Annotated in this window: 13 protein-coding genes; 8 read left to right on the top strand and 5 right to left on the bottom strand. The window is 73.4% G+C overall.

Features of this window, described 5'->3' with window-relative positions; all coding sequences use genetic code 11:
- Nucleotides 1–88: 88 nt before the first annotated feature.
- Genes ABEA81_RS26055 through ABEA81_RS26085 form a run of 7 tightly spaced genes read left to right on the top strand, consistent with a single transcriptional unit; the run spans nt 89 to nt 10,343 of the window.
- On the top strand, nt 89–3,376 hold the full coding sequence (locus ABEA81_RS26055; protein WP_345608016.1) for a DUF5107 domain-containing protein: 3,288 nt from the start codon (nt 89–91) through the stop codon (nt 3,374–3,376).
- On the top strand, nt 3,373–4,635 hold the full coding sequence (locus tag ABEA81_RS26060; RefSeq protein WP_345608018.1) for a cellulase-like family protein: 1,263 nt from the start codon (nt 3,373–3,375) through the stop codon (nt 4,633–4,635). Before ABEA81_RS26055 ends, ABEA81_RS26060 begins: the two co-directional genes overlap by 4 nt.
- 2 nt (nt 4,636–4,637) lie before the next feature.
- Nucleotides 4,638–5,930, top strand: a complete 1,293-nt coding sequence (locus tag ABEA81_RS26065; RefSeq protein ID WP_345608020.1) for an ABC transporter substrate-binding protein — start codon at nt 4,638–4,640, stop codon at nt 5,928–5,930.
- Nucleotides 5,927–6,853 carry a carbohydrate ABC transporter permease gene (locus ABEA81_RS26070; protein WP_345608022.1) on the top strand — a complete coding sequence of 309 codons (927 nt, stop codon included), beginning with the start codon at nt 5,927–5,929 and terminating at the stop codon, nt 6,851–6,853. The genes ABEA81_RS26065 and ABEA81_RS26070 overlap by 4 nt, the downstream gene beginning before the upstream one ends.
- Nucleotide 6,854: 1 nt before the next feature.
- Complete coding sequence (locus tag ABEA81_RS26075) at nt 6,855–7,673, top strand: carbohydrate ABC transporter permease (RefSeq protein WP_345608024.1); 819 nt, start codon at nt 6,855–6,857, stop codon at nt 7,671–7,673.
- Nucleotides 7,670–9,577 carry an alpha-galactosidase gene (locus ABEA81_RS26080; RefSeq protein ID WP_345608026.1) on the top strand — a complete coding sequence of 636 codons (1,908 nt, stop codon included), beginning with the start codon at nt 7,670–7,672 and terminating at the stop codon, nt 9,575–9,577. Before ABEA81_RS26075 ends, ABEA81_RS26080 begins: the two co-directional genes overlap by 4 nt.
- Nucleotides 9,570–10,343, top strand: a complete 774-nt coding sequence (locus ABEA81_RS26085) for a hypothetical protein (protein WP_345608028.1) — start codon at nt 9,570–9,572, stop codon at nt 10,341–10,343. The genes ABEA81_RS26080 and ABEA81_RS26085 overlap by 8 nt, the downstream gene beginning before the upstream one ends.
- A gap of 3 nt (nt 10,344–10,346) precedes the next feature.
- Here ABEA81_RS26085 and ABEA81_RS26090 read toward each other — a convergent pair whose 3' ends face one another.
- Both ABEA81_RS26090 and ABEA81_RS26095 read right to left on the bottom strand, forming a co-directional pair.
- Entirely contained in the window at nt 10,347–10,811 is a 465-nt protein-coding gene (locus tag ABEA81_RS26090; protein ID WP_345608030.1) for an SRPBCC family protein, read from the bottom strand.
- Nucleotides 10,812–10,893: 82 nt separating this feature from the next.
- Entirely contained in the window at nt 10,894–11,640 is a 747-nt protein-coding gene (locus tag ABEA81_RS26095) for an SAM-dependent methyltransferase (RefSeq protein WP_345608031.1), read from the bottom strand.
- Nucleotides 11,641–11,763: 123 nt separating this feature from the next.
- Between ABEA81_RS26095 and ABEA81_RS26100 the strand changes: the two genes are divergently transcribed.
- The gene (locus ABEA81_RS26100) at nt 11,764–12,555 is read left to right on the top strand and encodes a lysophospholipid acyltransferase family protein (RefSeq protein WP_345608033.1); all 792 of its coding nucleotides are present in this window, start codon (nt 11,764–11,766) and stop codon (nt 12,553–12,555) included.
- A 347-nt stretch (nt 12,556–12,902) separates the two neighbouring features.
- Here the strand turns inward: ABEA81_RS26100 and ABEA81_RS26105 are convergent, their stop codons facing one another.
- Genes ABEA81_RS26105 through ABEA81_RS26115 form a run of 3 tightly spaced genes read right to left on the bottom strand, consistent with a single transcriptional unit; the run spans nt 12,903 to nt 16,041 of the window.
- A complete protein-coding gene (locus tag ABEA81_RS26105) occupies nt 12,903–13,850 on the bottom strand; it encodes an acyl-CoA desaturase (protein WP_345608035.1) in 948 nt (315 codons plus the stop codon).
- A 57-nt stretch (nt 13,851–13,907) separates the two neighbouring features.
- Entirely contained in the window at nt 13,908–15,281 is a 1,374-nt protein-coding gene (locus ABEA81_RS26110; RefSeq protein ID WP_345608037.1) for a mycothione reductase, read from the bottom strand.
- A 10-nt stretch (nt 15,282–15,291) separates the two neighbouring features.
- Nucleotides 15,292–16,041 carry a M15 family metallopeptidase gene (locus ABEA81_RS26115; RefSeq protein WP_345608039.1) on the bottom strand — a complete coding sequence of 250 codons (750 nt, stop codon included), beginning with the start codon at nt 16,039–16,041 and terminating at the stop codon, nt 15,292–15,294.
- Nucleotides 16,042–16,072: the final 31 nt, after the last annotated feature.

Consider the following 16,072-nt stretch of genomic DNA (forward strand, 5'->3'; position numbering starts at 1 on the left):
GCCCAGCCTAGGCGGGTCGTCGAATCGTCCAGGCATCTCGGTCGATTCGCCCATGCCGCTGCGGAGCGCGCGCTCGTAGCGTCGCGGCGTGCTCGAAGGTGAGTCCCGGCTGCAGCTCCCGGACCGGCCCGCCGCGCTGGCGGACACGGGGGTCGCCGCGTGGCGGGAGCGGGTGACGATCGACAGCTACCTGCCCGAGCCGCCCGATCGCTACCCCGCCTACCTGGAGCGTCGCGTCTACCAGGGCTCGTCGGGCCGGGTGTACCCCTTGCCGTTCCACGACCGGATCAGCGCGACGAGCGTGCCGCACGAGTGGGACGCGGTGCACCTGGAGAACCGCTGGCTGCGGGTCATGGTGCTGCCCGAGATGGGCGGGCGCATCCACGTCGGGTACGACCGCAGCGCGGGCTACGACTTCTTCTACCGCAACGGTGTGATCAAGCCCGCCCTCGTGGGGCTCGCCGGGCCGTGGATCGCGGGCGGGGTCGAGTTCAACTGGCCGCAGCACCACCGCCCGGCCACGTTCCTGCCCACGGACGTGGAGATCGAGGAGGAGCCGGACGGGGCGGTGACGGTCTGGTGCTCCGACCACGACCCGTTCGCCCGCATGAAGGGCATGCACGGGATCCGGCTGCGGCCGGACCGCGCGACGGTCGAGCTGCGGGTGCGGCTGTACAACCGCAGCGAGGTCACGCAGACGTTCCTGTGGTGGGCCAACGTCGCGGCCCGCGTGCACGATCGGTACCAGTCGTTCTTCCCGCGGGACGTGCGCGAGGTGGCCGACCACGCCAAGCGGGCGGTCACCGGGTTCCCGGCGGCTGATCGCCCGTACTACGGGATCGACTACGCGGCCCGGCGCGCCACCGGCGGCGACCGCCTCGACTGGTACCGCAACATCCCCGTCCCGACCTCGTACATGTGCGTGGGCAGCCGGGAGGGCTTCTTCGGCGGCTACGACCACGCCGCCCGCGCCGGCTTCGTGCACGTCGCCGACCCGCACACCGCCGTGGGCAAGAAGCAGTGGACGTGGGGCAACGCCGCGTTCGGGCACGCGTGGGACCGCAACCTCAGCGACGACGGCGCCGCGTACGTCGAGCTGATGGCCGGGGTGTTCACCGACAACCAGCCCGACTTCTCGTTCATCGCGCCGGGCGAGACGAAGGTGTTCTCGCAGGTCTGGTACCCGATCCAGGAGATCGGCCCGGTGCACGCCGCGACCGTCGACGGCGCGGCGCGGGTGGAGGTGGAGCCGGACGGCGTGCGGGTCGGGCTGGCCGTGACCGCGGAGCGCCCCGGCTGCCGGATCCGCGTGGAGGACGGCTCCGGCGTCGTCCTGGCCGAGGTGGCGGCGGACGTGGCGCCGGGTGCGCCGCACCGGGCCCGGATCGCGCTGGACGTGCCGGACCGCCTCCGCGTGCGGGTCCTGCACGGCGACGCGGAGCTCGTCGCCTGGGACTCCCGCGTCCCGGAGACGCCGGACGTCGTCCCGGCCACCGAGCCTCCGGCTCCGGCCGACGTGGCCTCCGTCGAGGAGCTCGCGCTGATCGGCGCCCACCTGGAGCAGTACCGGCACGCCACTCGCTCGCCCGAGCCGTACTGGCGGGAGGCGCTGCGCCGCGACCCCGGGCACGTGGCGAGCAGCGTCGGGCTGGCCGGGCGGGCGTACCGGCGGGCCGAGTTCGCCGAGGCCGAGGCCCTGCTGAGCGCCGCGGTCGACCGGCTCACCAGCCGCAACGCCAACCCCGCCGACACCACCGCGCTCTACCTGCTCGGCCTCGTGCTGGAGCGGCTGGGCCGGCCGGACGAGGCCTACGCCCGCTACGGGGCCGCGGCCTGGGCGCGGGTCTGGCGGGCGCCCGCCGGCTACCGGATGGCCCGCATCGACGCCGCAGCAGGCCGGGACGCCGCCGCGCTCGCCCGGCTCGCCGACGTGCGGCGCGCCGAGCCCGAGCACCTGCAGGCCCGCGCGCTCACAGTGCTGCTGCTGCGCCACACCGGCCGCGCCGCGGAGGCGGCCGAGCTGCTGCGGGACACGCTCGCGCTCGACCCCCTCGACTGGTGGAGCCGCGACCTCGCCGGTCTCCCGCTCACCACCGACGCCCAGACCTGCGTGGACGTCGCGCTCGAGTACGCGGGCGTCGGCGAGACCGAGGCCGCGCTGCGCGTGCTCGACGTCGCCGCGGAACGAGAGGCGCATCGCCCGCTCGGGCAGACCGCGGCCGGCCCGCTCATCGAGTACCACCGCGCGTTCCTCGGGGGCGGGACGGCCCGCACCGCGGCCGCGACCTGGTGCTTCCCGTTCCGCCTCGACGACATCGCGGTGCTGGAGCACGCGGGTACGCGCGACGCGCGGGCCCTCGCCCTGCTCGGGCACTGGCGGTACGCCGTGGGCCGCGCCGACGACGCGATCGCGGCCTGGCGGGCGAGCGCATCGCTGGACCCGTCCGATCCCGTGGTGTGGCGCAACCTCGGCCTCGCGGCCTGGAACCACCTCGGCGACGCCGACGAGGCCCGGGCCGCGTACGACCGGGCCCTCGCGGTGGCGGGGGACGACGCCCGGCTCGTCTTCGAGAGCGACCAGCTCGACGCCCGCCGCGGCGTGCCGCCCGAACGGCGGCTCGACCGGCTGCTGGACGTCCGCGGGCTCGTCGAGACCCGGGACGACGCCACCGTCGCGCTGGCTCACCTGCTGCTCACCGCCGGCCGGCTCGAGGAGGCGCGCGCGCTGCTGCTCGGGCGCACGTTCCAGCCGTGGGAGGGCGGCGAGGGCGAGGTGCTGCGGGTCTGGGACCGGCTGTGCCGGCTCGCGGCGGCCCGTCCCGGCGCCAGCGCCGTGGCGGCGCTCGACGCCGCGCTCGACCCGCCCGCGTCCCTCGGCGAGGCCCGGCACCCCCTCGCCGGCACCGCGGCCCTGCAGCTGCTGCGCGGCGACGCGCTCGCGGCGGCGGGGGACGAGGACGCCGCGCGCGCCGCGTGGGAGCTCGCCGCTCGCGACGGCGACTTCCTCGCGATGTCCGCCGCCCCGCACTCCGAGGCCACCTACTCCTCGGTGCTGGCCCTGCGCAGGCTCGGTCGCGACGCCGAGGCCGCGCGCCGCACGGAGTCGCTGCGCGCGTGGGCCGACGCCCTCGAAGCCTCGCCGGTCACCGTCGACTACTTCGCGACGTCGCTGCCGTCGATGCTGTTGTTCGCCGAGGACCCGGTGGAGGCGCGCAGGCGACGCGTGCAGTTCCTGCGCGCGCAGCTCGACGTCCTCGACGGAGCTCCCGAGCGGGCCCGCGAGCGCCTCGACGCACTGCTTCACGACGACCCCCACCACCTGGACGCGCTGGAGCTCGCCGGCGCCCTGCACCCCCTCCTGGAGGAGGCTCGATGACACTCCCCACGCACCTGCCCGAACGCCTGACGATCACCCTGTGGGACTTCTCCTGGTACGTGCGGACCGGGCCGGGAGAGCCGTTCGAGGACCTCGACGCCGCCTTCGCCCAGGCCGTCGAGCGCGGCTACAACACGGTGCGGATCTGCGCGATGCCGTTCCTGCTCTTCGGGTCCGGCCTGGACACGTCCGCCGTGGCGCTGGAACGCCTCGGCGGCGAGTACGCGCAGCGCATGCGCTGGTACGACGTGAAGGCGCCGACCACGATCGACGCGAAGGCCCACCTGCTGGAGCTGTTCCGCGCCGCGCGCCGGCACGACTGCTACGTGATCGTCTCGTCGTGGGAGTACCAGCAGAGCTCGTCGTTCGCCGCCGAGTCGGCCTGGTGGGACGCGCTGCGCGCGGTGCCGCCGGCCGAGCGCCCCGAGCGCCTGGCCGCGGCGCACGCCGACCTGATGGACCTGCTGATCGCCGAGGGCCTCGACGACCGCGTCGCGTTCACCGAGATCCACAACGAGGTGCAGGTCGGGCACCTGGCGGAGGGCATGGAGCGCGAGCACGCCGTGGTCGAGCTCGGCCCGCTGCTGGAGAAGGCGGTCGACGCCTTCAAGGCACGCCACCCCGACCGGCCGTGCACCGTGAACTACGGCGGCGTGCCGCACGCGAGCATGCGCGGGATCCCGCGGAACATCGACGTGCTGGTCGTGCACCCCTACGTCTACGGGGTGCTCGGCGCGCTGATCGACGAGTTCGGGCTGCGCGGCCCGGTCGAGGACTTCCCACAGGAGTCCGCGGCCGCCCTGCTGCGGCCCGGCGCGCCACCCGTCGCCGAGTGGACCGTGGAACCGCAGCACCGCTGGCGGCTCGACGCGACGATCGTCAGAGCCGCGGAGGTCTACGTCCACGACTGGGCCGACCCCGACGCGTTCGACCGCTGGCTCTACGACCACTACGGCGAGCACCGCATCGCGATGGACGAGAAGCTGCGCCTGTGGCTCGACGTCGCCGCCGACTGGGCGGCCGCGCACGGCGTGCCGCTCGTCCTCGGCGAGGGCTGGGTCGGTTACACGCCGCTGTACGGCACGTTCGAGGAAGGCCCCGTCGGGGCGCAGATCTGCCGCGACGCGGTGCGCTACGCCCGCGACCGCGGCGCATGGGGCACGGTCGTCTGCTCCAACGCCGCGCCCCAGCACCCCATGTGGGCGGACATCACCCTGCAGCAGGAATGCAACTCCCTTTTCACCGGAACCCGGAGGTAGTCATGGCAGCAACGGAGCTGTCCCGTCGCCGTTTCCTGCTCGGGGCCGCGAGCCTGTCGAGCGTGCCGCTGCTGGCGTCCTGCGTCGGCTCGGGCGGCGGCGAGACCGGCGGCGGGCAGGCGTCCGCGACGATCACGCTGCAGTCATCGGTCCAGGACACCGCGCCGAAGGCCGCCCTCGAGAAGATCGTGGCCGACTACTCCGGCGCAGGCTCGCCGGTGACCATGAACTCGGTCGCCACCGAGCAGTTCCGGGCCCAGCTGTCCACCTATCTGTCCTCGGCCACACCGCCGGACGTGCTCACCTGGTACGCGGGATCGGTCGCGAACTCCTACGCCGCCGAGGGCCTGCTCCTGGACGTGTCGGACCTGTGGACGGGCGACGGCGCGTGCGCTGGTTTCTCCGGTGCGCTGCGGTCGCTGTCGACGTCGGCCAACGGCCAGGCGATCTTCGTGCCGACCACGTACTACTGGTGGTCGGTCTTCTACAAGAAGTCGGCGTTCGCGAAGTGGGGCATCGAGCCCCCGACGACGTGGGACGGGTTCATCGCGCTCTGCGACGACCTGAAGCGCCGCGGGATCCACCCCCTCACCAACGGGATCGGCACCACGCCGTGGATGGCGTCCGGGTGGTTCGACTACCTGAACCTCCGGATCAACGGCGCCGACTACCACCGCGCGCTGCTGGCCGGGCAGCGGTCGTTCACCGATCCCGAGGTCGTTGCGGTGCTCCAGGAGTACGCCCGGCTGATCCCGTACTTCCACCCGAACCAGACCTCGTGGGACTCGCAGCAGGCCGTGACGCCGATGGTGAACGACGAGGCCGCGATGTACCTCGTCGGGGCGTTCGCCACCCAGTACTTCCCGGAGGACCAGCGCGACGACCTGGACTTCTTCTCGGTGCCGCCGATCAACCCGTCCGTGCCGAGCGCCGAGGAGGCACCCACCGACGGCTACTTCGCGGCGGCCCGCACGGACAACCCGGACGGCGCGAAGGCGTTGCTGTCCTACCTCGCGTCGCCGGAGGTGCAGCAGCGCTACATCACCGAGTCCGGGACGTCGAACCTGCCGACGTCACCGCAGGTCGACACCTCGCAGTTCGCCCCGATCGTCCAGAAGGGCATCGAGCTGCTCAACTCCACATCGGAGATCACCCAGTTCTTCAACCGCGACTCCAGCGACGCCCTCCAGACGACGGCGGACACCGCGCTCACCCGGTTCCTCGCCGATCCGAGCGACATCCCGGGGCAGCTGCGGGACTGGCAGGCGGCCGCCCAGCAGGTCTTCACGTCATGACCGCCGTGCAGGACGCCCCGGTGCGGACGGGCGCGCCGCCGCGGCACGGAGGTCGGCGGCGGCGGGTGCCGCCACTGGTCTGGGCTTTCCTGCTGCTGCCGCTCGCCGTCGAGCTGTTCTGGGTGTTCTGGCCCGCGCTGAACAGCTTCTCGCTGTCGTTCACCGAGTGGAACGGCGTGGGCGCGGCGAAGCCGGTCGGGTTCGAGAACTACGAGCGCATGCTCGCCGATCCGATCTTCGCCACCGCCTTCCGCAACAACGTGATCTGGGCGATCGGGTTCGGCGGGCTCTCGGTCGCGGGTGGGCTCGCGCTCGCCGTGGCGCTCAACCGGCCCGGCCGCGGCGTCGGGATCTACCGCAGCGCGATCTACCTGCCGATGGTCATCTCGCTCGCGGTGACGGGCCTGTTCTGGCGGGTCATGTACCAGCCGGGCGGGCCGATCGACGCCGGGCTGGGCGCGATCGGGCTCGGTTCGCTGCAGCAGCAGTGGCTCGCCAACCCGGACACCGCGCTCTACGCCGTGCTCATCGCCGCGGTCTGGCGGCAGGTCGGCTACATCATGGTGCTCTACCTCGCCGGGCTGAAGGGCTGCGACCCGTCGCTCGAGGAGGCCGCCGCCGTCGACGGCGCCAACGCGTGGCAGCGGTTCTGGCGGGTCGTCATGCCGCAGCTGCGCGGCGTCAACACGGTGGTCTTCGCGGTCACGGTGATCGACTCGCTGCGCACCTTCGACATCGTGTGGGCGATGACCCGCGGCGGGCCCTACAACACCACGCAGCTGCTCTCGACCTACATGTTCCAGCAGGGGTTCACGCTCGTGAACCTCGGCTACGGCTCCGCGCTCGCCGTGGTGATCTTCGTACTCGCAATCGCGTTCATCATCACCTACCTGGTGCGCCAGGCCCGGGCCGAGGAGGGCTGACGTGCGCAGTCGATCGCCCTGGTTCCACGCCGTCATGATCCCGTTCACGCTGCTGTGGCTGGCACCGATCATCTTCGTCGTGCTCGTCGCGCTGCGCGAGTTCGACGACATCGCCGCCCGCGGCCTCGGCGCCCTGCCCGCGGGCCTGACGCTCGACGGGTTCGCCACGGCACTGGCCGGCGGCGAGGTGGCCACCGCGCTGGTGAACAGCGCGGTGGTGACGGTCTGCGCCGTGGTGGCGTCGCTGGCGCTCGCGGCGCTCGCCGCCTACGCCCTCTCCCGCCACCGCATCCCGGCCCGGCGCACGATCCTGCTCGTGATGCTGGCCGGCAACCTCCTGCCGCCGCAGATCCTGCTCATCCCGGTGTCCCGGATCGCCCAGGGCATGGGGATCTACGACACCCTGTTCGCGCTGGTCGTGGTGCAGGTCGGGTTCGGGTTGGGGTTCTACACGTTCGTGCTGCACGGGTTCATGCGCGGGCTGCCATCGGAGGTGTTCGAGGCGGCGCTGCTCGACGGGTCGGGCGCCGGGCGGACGTTCTGGAGCATCGTGCTGCCGCTCTGCCGTCCCGCGCTCGCCGCGCTCGCGGCGCTCGCGACGACCTGGATCTACAACGACCTGATCTGGGCGATGACGGTCCTCCAGACCGACACCAAGTTCCCGATCACCGCGGCGCTGCTCAACCTGCAGGGCGGCTACTCGAACTCGTGGAACGTGATCGCGGCCGGCTCGCTGGTGGCGGCCGTGCCGACGGCGATCGTGTTCTTCGTGTTCCAGCGGCACTTCGTGTCCGGGCTGCTGGTGGGCACCGGCAAGTGACGGACTGGGAGCTGCCGACGGCGACGTCGGCCTACGTCGTGCGCGCGACGGACGCCGGGCCGGTGCTCGCCCACTGGGGGCGACCGGTGCGGGTCGTCCCGCCGCGGGGCACGTTCGAGACGCCCGCCGACATCGCGCCGCTGGAGTTCGCGGCGGCGGGCACCCGGCACGCGCAGGGGAGCGAGCTCCTCGTGCCCGGCGGCGCGGCGCTGCGGTTCGTGCCCGGCTCGGTCGTGCACTCCGGCTGCCGGCTGCAGGCGCTGCTCCGCGACGACGACCTCGGACTCGAGGTGGAGCTGCACGTCCGCACGTCGCGGCGGCACGACGTCGTCGAGCGGTGGGCGCTGCTGCGGGCCTCCCGCGACGTCACGATCACGCGGGCGTTCGGCGCGGGCTGGAACGTGCCGGTCGGGCCGGGAGCGCGGGTGGGCACGCTGGTCGGGGCCTGGTCGCGCGAGTGCACACCGGCCGAGGTCGACCTGCCGGCCGGGCAGCTGTCGATCGGCAGCCGCCAGGGCATCACCTCCCACACCTACGCACCGGTGGTGACCCTGCGGTCCCGGGACGCCGCTGACGCCTACGGGATCGCGCTCGCGTGGAGCGGCTCGTGGCGGCTCACGGTCGACGCGGTGCCCTTCCGCGAGGTCGTGCGCGTGAGCGGCGGGGTGGACGACGAGGCCGCACCGATCATGCTCGGGCCGGGGGAGGAGTTCGAGACCCCGCACCTGCTCGGCGTGTGGAGCCCGGACGGGCCGGCGGGCGTCGCGCGCGCATGGCACGCCTACCAGCGCGGGCTCGCCCGCGGCCCCGAGCACCGGCCGATCGTCTACAACTCCTGGTACGCCACCACGTTCGACGTGCGGGTGGAGCACCAGCTCGCGCTCGCCGACGTCGCCGCGGACCTCGGCGTCGAGGTCTTCGTCGTGGACGACGGCTGGTTCCGCGGGCGCACGAGCGACCGGGCCGGGCTCGGCGACTGGTTCGTCGACGAGCAGAAGTTCCCCGACGGCCTCGGCCCGCTGGTCACGGGCGTGCTCGACCGCGGGATGCGGTTCGGGCTGTGGGTGGAGCCGGAGGCGGTGAACCCGGACAGCGACCTCTACCGCGCCCACCCCGACTGGGTGCACCAGCCGCTCCTGACCCTGCGCAACCAGTACGTGCTCGACCTCGGCAGGCCGGAGGTGGAGGCCTGGGCCGGTGCGATGCTGCGCAGGCTGCTCACGGAGCACCCGATCAGCTACCTGAAGTGGGACATGAACCGGGCGATCACCCTCGGCGGGTCGATCGCGCACACGCGGGCCTACCACCGGCTGATGCGCATGCTGCGTGAGGAGTTCCCGCACGTCACCGTCGAGGCGTGCGCCGGCGGCGGCGGGCGGGTCGACAACGCCGTGCTCGCGCTGTCGGACGTCGTGTGGCCGAGCGACGAGACCGGCCCGCGCGACCGGCTCGCGATCCAGCACGGCTTCCTGTCCGCCTACCCGCCGCACGTCATGAGCTCGTGGGTGACCGACGAAGCGGACCGGCTCGACACCGCCCGGACGAGCCTCGAGTTCCGGTTCGTCGTCGCGATGGCCGGGGTGCTCGGGATCGGGGCCGACCTGCTCGCCTGGTCGCCGGCCGTGCGGGCGCGGGCGCGCGATCTGGTGGCGCTGTACCGCGAGATCCGGCCGGTGGTGCACGGCGGCGAGGTGACCCGGCACGGTGCGCCGGGCGATCCGGCGTACGCCGTGCAGTACACGATGGACGACCGGGTCGTGCTGCTCGCGTGGGCCCGCCCCGGCGCAGGCCCGCTCCGGGTGCGGACCGGGGTGCGGTGCCGGGGCGCGGCCGCCGACGGGGTCGTCGAGGTGCCGTTCCGGCTCGCCCCGGACTGCGACGTGGTGGTCCTCGACCGTGCCTGACCTGGATCGGCGGCCCCGCCCCCTGACCGTCGAGGTCGACCTCGCCCACGGCGGTCGCTGGACGTCGCTGCGCACCCCGGAGCGCGAGTGGCTGTGGCGCCACCCCGACCCGGCGGTCGGGGCCGCGCGGGCCGCGGTGGGGCCGGGCGCCGCGTTCGTCGACGCCGGGGGAGTGGAGGAGTGCCTCCCGACCGTGCGCGGCGAGCCCGACCACGGCGCGGTCTGGAGCCGCCCCTGGTCGGCCACCGGCGTCAGCGCCTGCGGGTTCCGGCTCGACCGGCGGATCCGCGCCGACGGGGCGGTCACCGTCGACTACACGATCACCGGGCCGCCGCACGCGCCGGTCGTGCACGCGGTGCACGCCCTGCTCGACGTCTCGCCCGCGGCCCGGCTGGACGCCCCGGGCGTTCGCGCCGCACACCTCATCGATCAGGACGCGGTGGTGCCGTGGCCCGGCGGCCTCGACCGGCTCGGCCCGGACGACGGCACCGCGACCGCCGCCGTGCTGCCCGGCTGCGCGGCCGTGACCGTGGTGGACGGCCCCGACGCGCTCGAGCTCACCTGGCGTGCCGCGGACCCCGCGCTCCTGCTGTGGCGCAACCTGCGGGGCTGGCCGGCCGGGGCACCCTACCGCTCGATCGGGGTGGAGCCGATGATCGGGACGGCCGCTACCCCGTCCGGCCCGGGCGAGCCCGCGCGGCTGGACGCCGACGGTGTCCTGCGGTGGCGGCTCACGGTGCGGGCGTGGCGCGCGGTGGGCCCCTGAAGGTCAGGCCGCGGGGGAGCCGAAGATCTCGCGGAGCCGGCGCAGCGTGTCCCGGATCGACCTGGCGTTGCCCTTCGGGAAGCCGAGGAGCTCCATCCCCTTCGCCACCGGCGAGCCGCCGTAGTCGAACGTCTCGGTGACGCGGGTGCCGCCGGGAACGGCTTCGAGCTCGTAGCGCCAGATGGCCCTGGCGGCGTGGCACCACCCGATGCGCCGGTCCGGCTCGAACTCCACCACGCGGTTCGTGATCCGGTACGGCAACTTGATCTTCATGCGCATGCCGAACCGGTCGCCGAGCGCGAGCCGCTCCGGGCCGGACACCGCCCCGCGGACCGTCCCGGAGCCGTCGAACTCGTGGTGCCGGTGCGGGTTCGCGAGCAGCGCGAACACCTCGTGCGGCGGAGCGGCCACGACGGTCGATGCCATGACGGTGCGCCCGACGAAGGTGGCGCGGTCGTCGTCGCTCATGCCGCCCGTCCGGTGGTCGATGTCATGGGCGGGAGTCTCCCGGTCGCGGGCGGGGAGGTCGTGATCGGGCCCGGATCGGGCGTCAGCGCCGGGTGAGGGCGAACACCCCCCACCCCAGGTACTCGCGCTGGTAGCGCACGTGCCGCAGGGGCGCCGCGTCCAGCTCGGCGCGCATCTCGCCGACCAGCTCGTCGTCGGGGTTGGCGTCGATCCAGCGCCGGACGTTCAGCCATTGCGCGGCGGCGTACCGGTCCCAGCCGTCCTGGTCGGCCAGCACCATCTCGACGAGGTCCCACCCGAGGTCGCGGACGCTCTCCACGAGCTCCGGGAGCGACCCCAGCTCGTCCTCGTCGCGCACGTAGCAGCCCTCGACGGTGGCCCGGTCCGGCGGGTCGAGCCGCCAGTAGCACTCGCCGACCAGGACCGTCCCGCCCGGGCACAGGCTGCGTTCGAGGAGCCCGATGGTGCCCGCGGTGCCCCCGCCGATCCACGTGGCGCCCACGCACGCGGCGACGTCGACGGGCTCCCCGGCGACGTACCCGGCGGCGTCCGCGTTGCCGAACTCGACCCGGTCGGACACGCCCAGCTCCGCCGCCCGCGCCCGCGCGGCGGCCACGAACGTCTGGCTGATGTCGACGCCGACGCCGGTGACGCCGTGGTCGCGGGCCCAGATGCAGAGCAGCTCACCCTTGCCGCAGGCGAGGTCGAGCAGCCGCGTGCCGGGCCGAAGGTGCAGCGCCTCGCCGAGGGTGGCGAGCTTCTCGGGGGTGAGCGGGTTGATGATCCGATGGCTGCTCTCGCGGACGAGGAAGGCGCGGGGGAGCTCCACGGCCGGGACCGTAGCGGGAGGCGGTCCCCGGGGGCGACGCTTTTGCGGAGGTCCGTGGGACCGGGGTCACACACGGCCGAGTGCGATGATCGGGGTACCCCAGTCGAGCCGGAGGAGAACGTCGTGACGCAGGACCGACCGCTGTCGGAGTGGCAGAAGCTGCGCCTGACGTTCACCCGGCGGTGGCGGGACTCCGGGTTCTGGTACGGCCTCGCGATCGCGCTGATCTGGCCGTTCGCGATGTTCGGCACCAAGGTGGCGTTCCGCGGCGGTGAGCACGTCCCGCGCTCGGGCGGCGCGCTGCTCGCGATCAACCACGTGTCGTTCGCCGACCCGATCTTCGACGTGGCGTTCACGATCTGCCACGGCCGGATGCCGCGGTTCCTGGCGAAGTCCGAGCTGTGGAGCACCCCGGTCGTCCGCTCGGTGCTCGGGGGCGGCAAGCACATCCCGGTGTACCGGGCCTCGGCCCGCGCTGCCGATGCCTTCCGCGACGCGATCGCCGCCATCGAACGCGGCGAGATCGTGGCGTTCTACCCGGAGGGCACCTACACCGCCGACCCCGACGGCTGGCCGATGAAGGCCAAGAACGGGATCGGCCGGATCGCCCTGCTCACCGGCGCGCCCGTCATCCCGGTCGCGAACTGGGGCACCCAGGACGTCCTGCCGCCCGGCAGCGGCCGCCCGCGCCTCTTCCCCCGCCGGAGGGTCACGGTGGTCGCCGGCCCGCCGGTCGACCTGTCCGCCTGGCTGGGCGGCCCGCGCACCCGCACGGCCCTCGACGGGGCCACCAACGCGATCATGTCCGACGTCACGCGGCTGGTCGGCGAGATCCGGGGTGAGACCCCGCCAGAGGTCGCGTTCGACCTGGCGCGCCAGGGGCCCTCGCTGGAGGACGAGCGCCCGGCGAGCTGAGGCCGCCGGATGCGCGGTGATCGACGAGTGCGGTTGTCGAGCCGCAGAGGTGCGGGTACGTGACCATCCTCGCAGATCATGCGCACGAGTTGGGCGATGCAGGTGGCAGGTTGTCCGTCGAGCGAATGCCAGGGATACCGCAGGAGGTCCCAGCTGTTGCGCGTGAGCGCGTTGCCCTTCCTGCGGTCCGAGTGGAAACGCTCCGCGTCGACGTGCCACGCCCACCCATCGACCTCGATCGCCACCCGCTCGGCCGGGAAGGCGAGGTCGATTGCGGTTGCGGAGCCGCACCGATACGGCTCTGCAACCGCAGACGACGATCATGCGCGCCGCCCCACCGCCATCAGTTACGCGGCGGCGCGGGCCAGCTTGGCCAGCCGGCGCTGGGTGGGCCAGCGCACCGAGTGGGCCCAGCCCAGCTTCTCGAACGCCCAGATCACCCGCGCGGAGATGTCGACCTGCCCGCGCTGGACGCCGTGGCGGGCGCAGGTGGGGTCGGCGTGGTGCAGGTTGTGCCAGGACTCACCGAAGGACAGGACGGCCAGCGGCCAGACGTTGCGGGAGTGGTCGCGGGCGGCGAAGGGCTGGTCGCCGATCATGTGGCAGATCGAGTTGATCGACCAGGTGACGTGGTGCAGCAGCCCGACCCGCACCAGCCCGGCCCAGAAGAACGCGGTGAGCGCGCCCCACCACGACAAGGTCAGGAGCCCGCCCAGCGCGGCCGGCACGAGCAGCGTGAGGATCGACCACAGCCCGAAGAGGCGGTCGACGCCCCGGATGTCCTTGTCGGCCAACAGATCGGGGGTGAACCGCTCGCGGTTGGTCAGGTCGCGGTCGAACAGCCAGCCCATGTGGGAGTGCCAGAAGCCCTTGGCGAGGGCGGCCGGGCCGGTGCCGAAGAGCCACGGCGAGTGCGGGTCGCCCTCCTTGTCGGAGAAGGCGTGGTGGCGGCGGTGGTCTGCCACCCACGTGATGACCGGGCCCTGCATCGCGAGGCTGCCGGCCAGGGCGAGCGCGATCCGCAGGGGCCGCTTCGCCTTGAACGAGCCGTGGGTGAAGTAGCGGTGGTAGCCGACCGTGACGCCGAGCCCGCTCACGACGTAGAACACCCCGGCGATCGCGACGTCGACCCAGGTGAGGCCCCACCCCCAGGCGAACGGGATCGTGGCGACGAGCGCCAGCAGGGGGAGGACGACGAAGACGTAGACACCGATGTGGGGCGCAACGCCGCGCCGCCCGGCGAGGATCGGGCGGGCGGCACCCGCCGGTCGGGTCGGGCTGTCGGCAACGGTCATGGGCATGCTCCTCGGGCAGTAGTAATTAAGGGTCACCTTACCCGGTCGGGGTCGGATCTAAAGGTCGAGACCGAGCAGTGCGTTCTCCACCACTTCGGGCAGCGCCGGGTGGATCCAGTACTGGCCGGTGGCCATCTCCCGCGCGCCCAGTCCGAACGACATCGCCTGGATGAGCGGCTGGATCACCGTGGACGCCTGCGCGCCCACGACGTGCGCACCGAGGATACGGCCGGTGCCGCGTTCGGCGATCACCTTGCAGAAGCCGGTGGTGTCCTCCATCGCCCAGCCGTACGCGACGTCGCCGTACTCCTGGACCGCGGCGGTGTAGTCGAGGTGGCCGGCGCGGCACTCGGCCTCCGTGCGCCCCACGGCCGCGATCTGCGGCTCGGTGAAGATCGCCGAGGGCACGAACCGGTGGTCGCTGCTGCGCGGCGCGTCCGGGTGCAGCAGGTTGTGCGCCACCACCTTCGCCTCGTGGTTGGCGACGTGCTTGAGCTGGTAGGCGGAGCTGACGTCGCCGAGCGCGAAGATCCCCTCGACGGTGGTGCGCTGCCGGTCGTCGACCACCACCCGGCCGTCGGGATGGGTGGCCACCCCGGTCCGGTCCAGGTCGAGGCGGTCGCCGTTGGGGCGGCGGCCGGTGGCGACGAGCAGCAGGTCGCCGCGCACGGTGGTGCCGTCGGAGAGCTCCAGCGCGATGTCCCCGTGGTGCCCGCGCACGGCCGTGACCTCGTGGCCGAGGTGCACGTCCCAGCGGCCGTGGACGATCTCGGTGAAGCGCTCGCAGACCGTCTCGTCCTGGTGGCGGAGAATGCTGCTGCGCCCCACGATCGTGACGCGCGCTCCCAGCGCGGAGAAGACGTGTGCGAACTCCACGCCGATGTAGCCGCTGCCGAGGATCACCACGTGCTCGGGGAGCGCGTCGATCCGCATCACGGTGTCGGACGTCTCGTACGGCACGCCCGACGCCGCGACGACGTCGGGGATCACCGGCCGGCTCCCCGCGGCGAGCACGATCCGGTCGGCGGTGAACGCGTCGGTGCCGGACCCGTCGGTGCGGGAGACCGCGAGCTCCTTCGGCCCGGTGAAGCGGGCGTGACCCTCGTAGACGGTGACGTTCGGGCTGCGCTCCACGCGGTACTCGCGCCCACCCGCCGAGATCGGGTCGATCCGCCCGAAGACGCGGTCGCGGATGTCGGTCCAGCGCACCTTGTCCACCGTGGCGTCCACGCCGTAGCGGCTCGCGTGCCGGACGGCCTGCGCAATGTCAGCGGCGTAGACGTACATCTTGGTGGGGATGCAGCCGACGTTCAGGCAGGTGCCGCCGAAGACGCCGTGCTCGACGAGCGCGACGTCGAGGTGCGCGAAGCGGTCGTCGACGATCGAGTTGCCGGAGCCCGTGCCGATGACGACGAGATCGTGGTGGCGCACGGGCCCAACGCTACGTGCCCGTCTGCGAGAAGTGGTGCCGGTCCACCGGTGACTTCCAGCGCCCGCCCCACTTCCAGCCGATGCGTTCGAACGCCGCGACGACCGGGCCGCCGTCGACGATCATGCCCGGCAGGCCGCGGTCGCGGTCCAGGTAGGCGGACGCGAGCTCGGGCAGCACGAGGTCGCCCTTGCTGTAGGGGTTCTGGAACGGGTTCACGTCAACGGCGAGGCCCAGGGCGTGCGCCGACCACCGGGTGAGGCCGGTGGCGGGGCGGCAGACGAACGCCGTGGTGTTGTTGTCGTCGCCGGTGGGCGGGGCGGTGAGCTCGTCAGGCTCGACGACGCGCATCTCCTCGATCGGGAATCCGGCCTCGTAGAGGTCGCCGAACGCGGCCGCGACGTCGTCGGCGACCCGGGCGGCGACGATCAGCTCGCCGGTGTGCGGGGCTCCGTCGAAACCGTGGAAGGCGACGGTGACGTACCGGAGGTCGGCCGGCTGCACCGGGCATTCCGGCTTCCAGGTCGAGCGGGCGAGCACGTCGTCGGGCACCGGCCCGACCGTGGACGCGAACCGCCCGTCGGCGGGCGGCGGAAGGATGTCGCGGGTGGGCAGCCTGCGGTCCACCAGGTCGGGTGGCGTGGGCTGGGCGACGCCGTAACCGTCGGGGCGCAGGGGGAGCGGGGGACGCTCGGCGGTCGACGCGGTGACGGCGGCGACGGTGACTGCTGCGGCGGCGGCGACGATCACGGGTCGGAGCACCCGGCGAGCGTCGCACGGCCGTGGGCGGCGC

The sequence above is a fragment of the Pseudonocardia adelaidensis genome, from assembly GCF_039543345.1.
GTDB lineage: Bacteria > Actinomycetota > Actinomycetes > Mycobacteriales > Pseudonocardiaceae > Pseudonocardia > Pseudonocardia adelaidensis.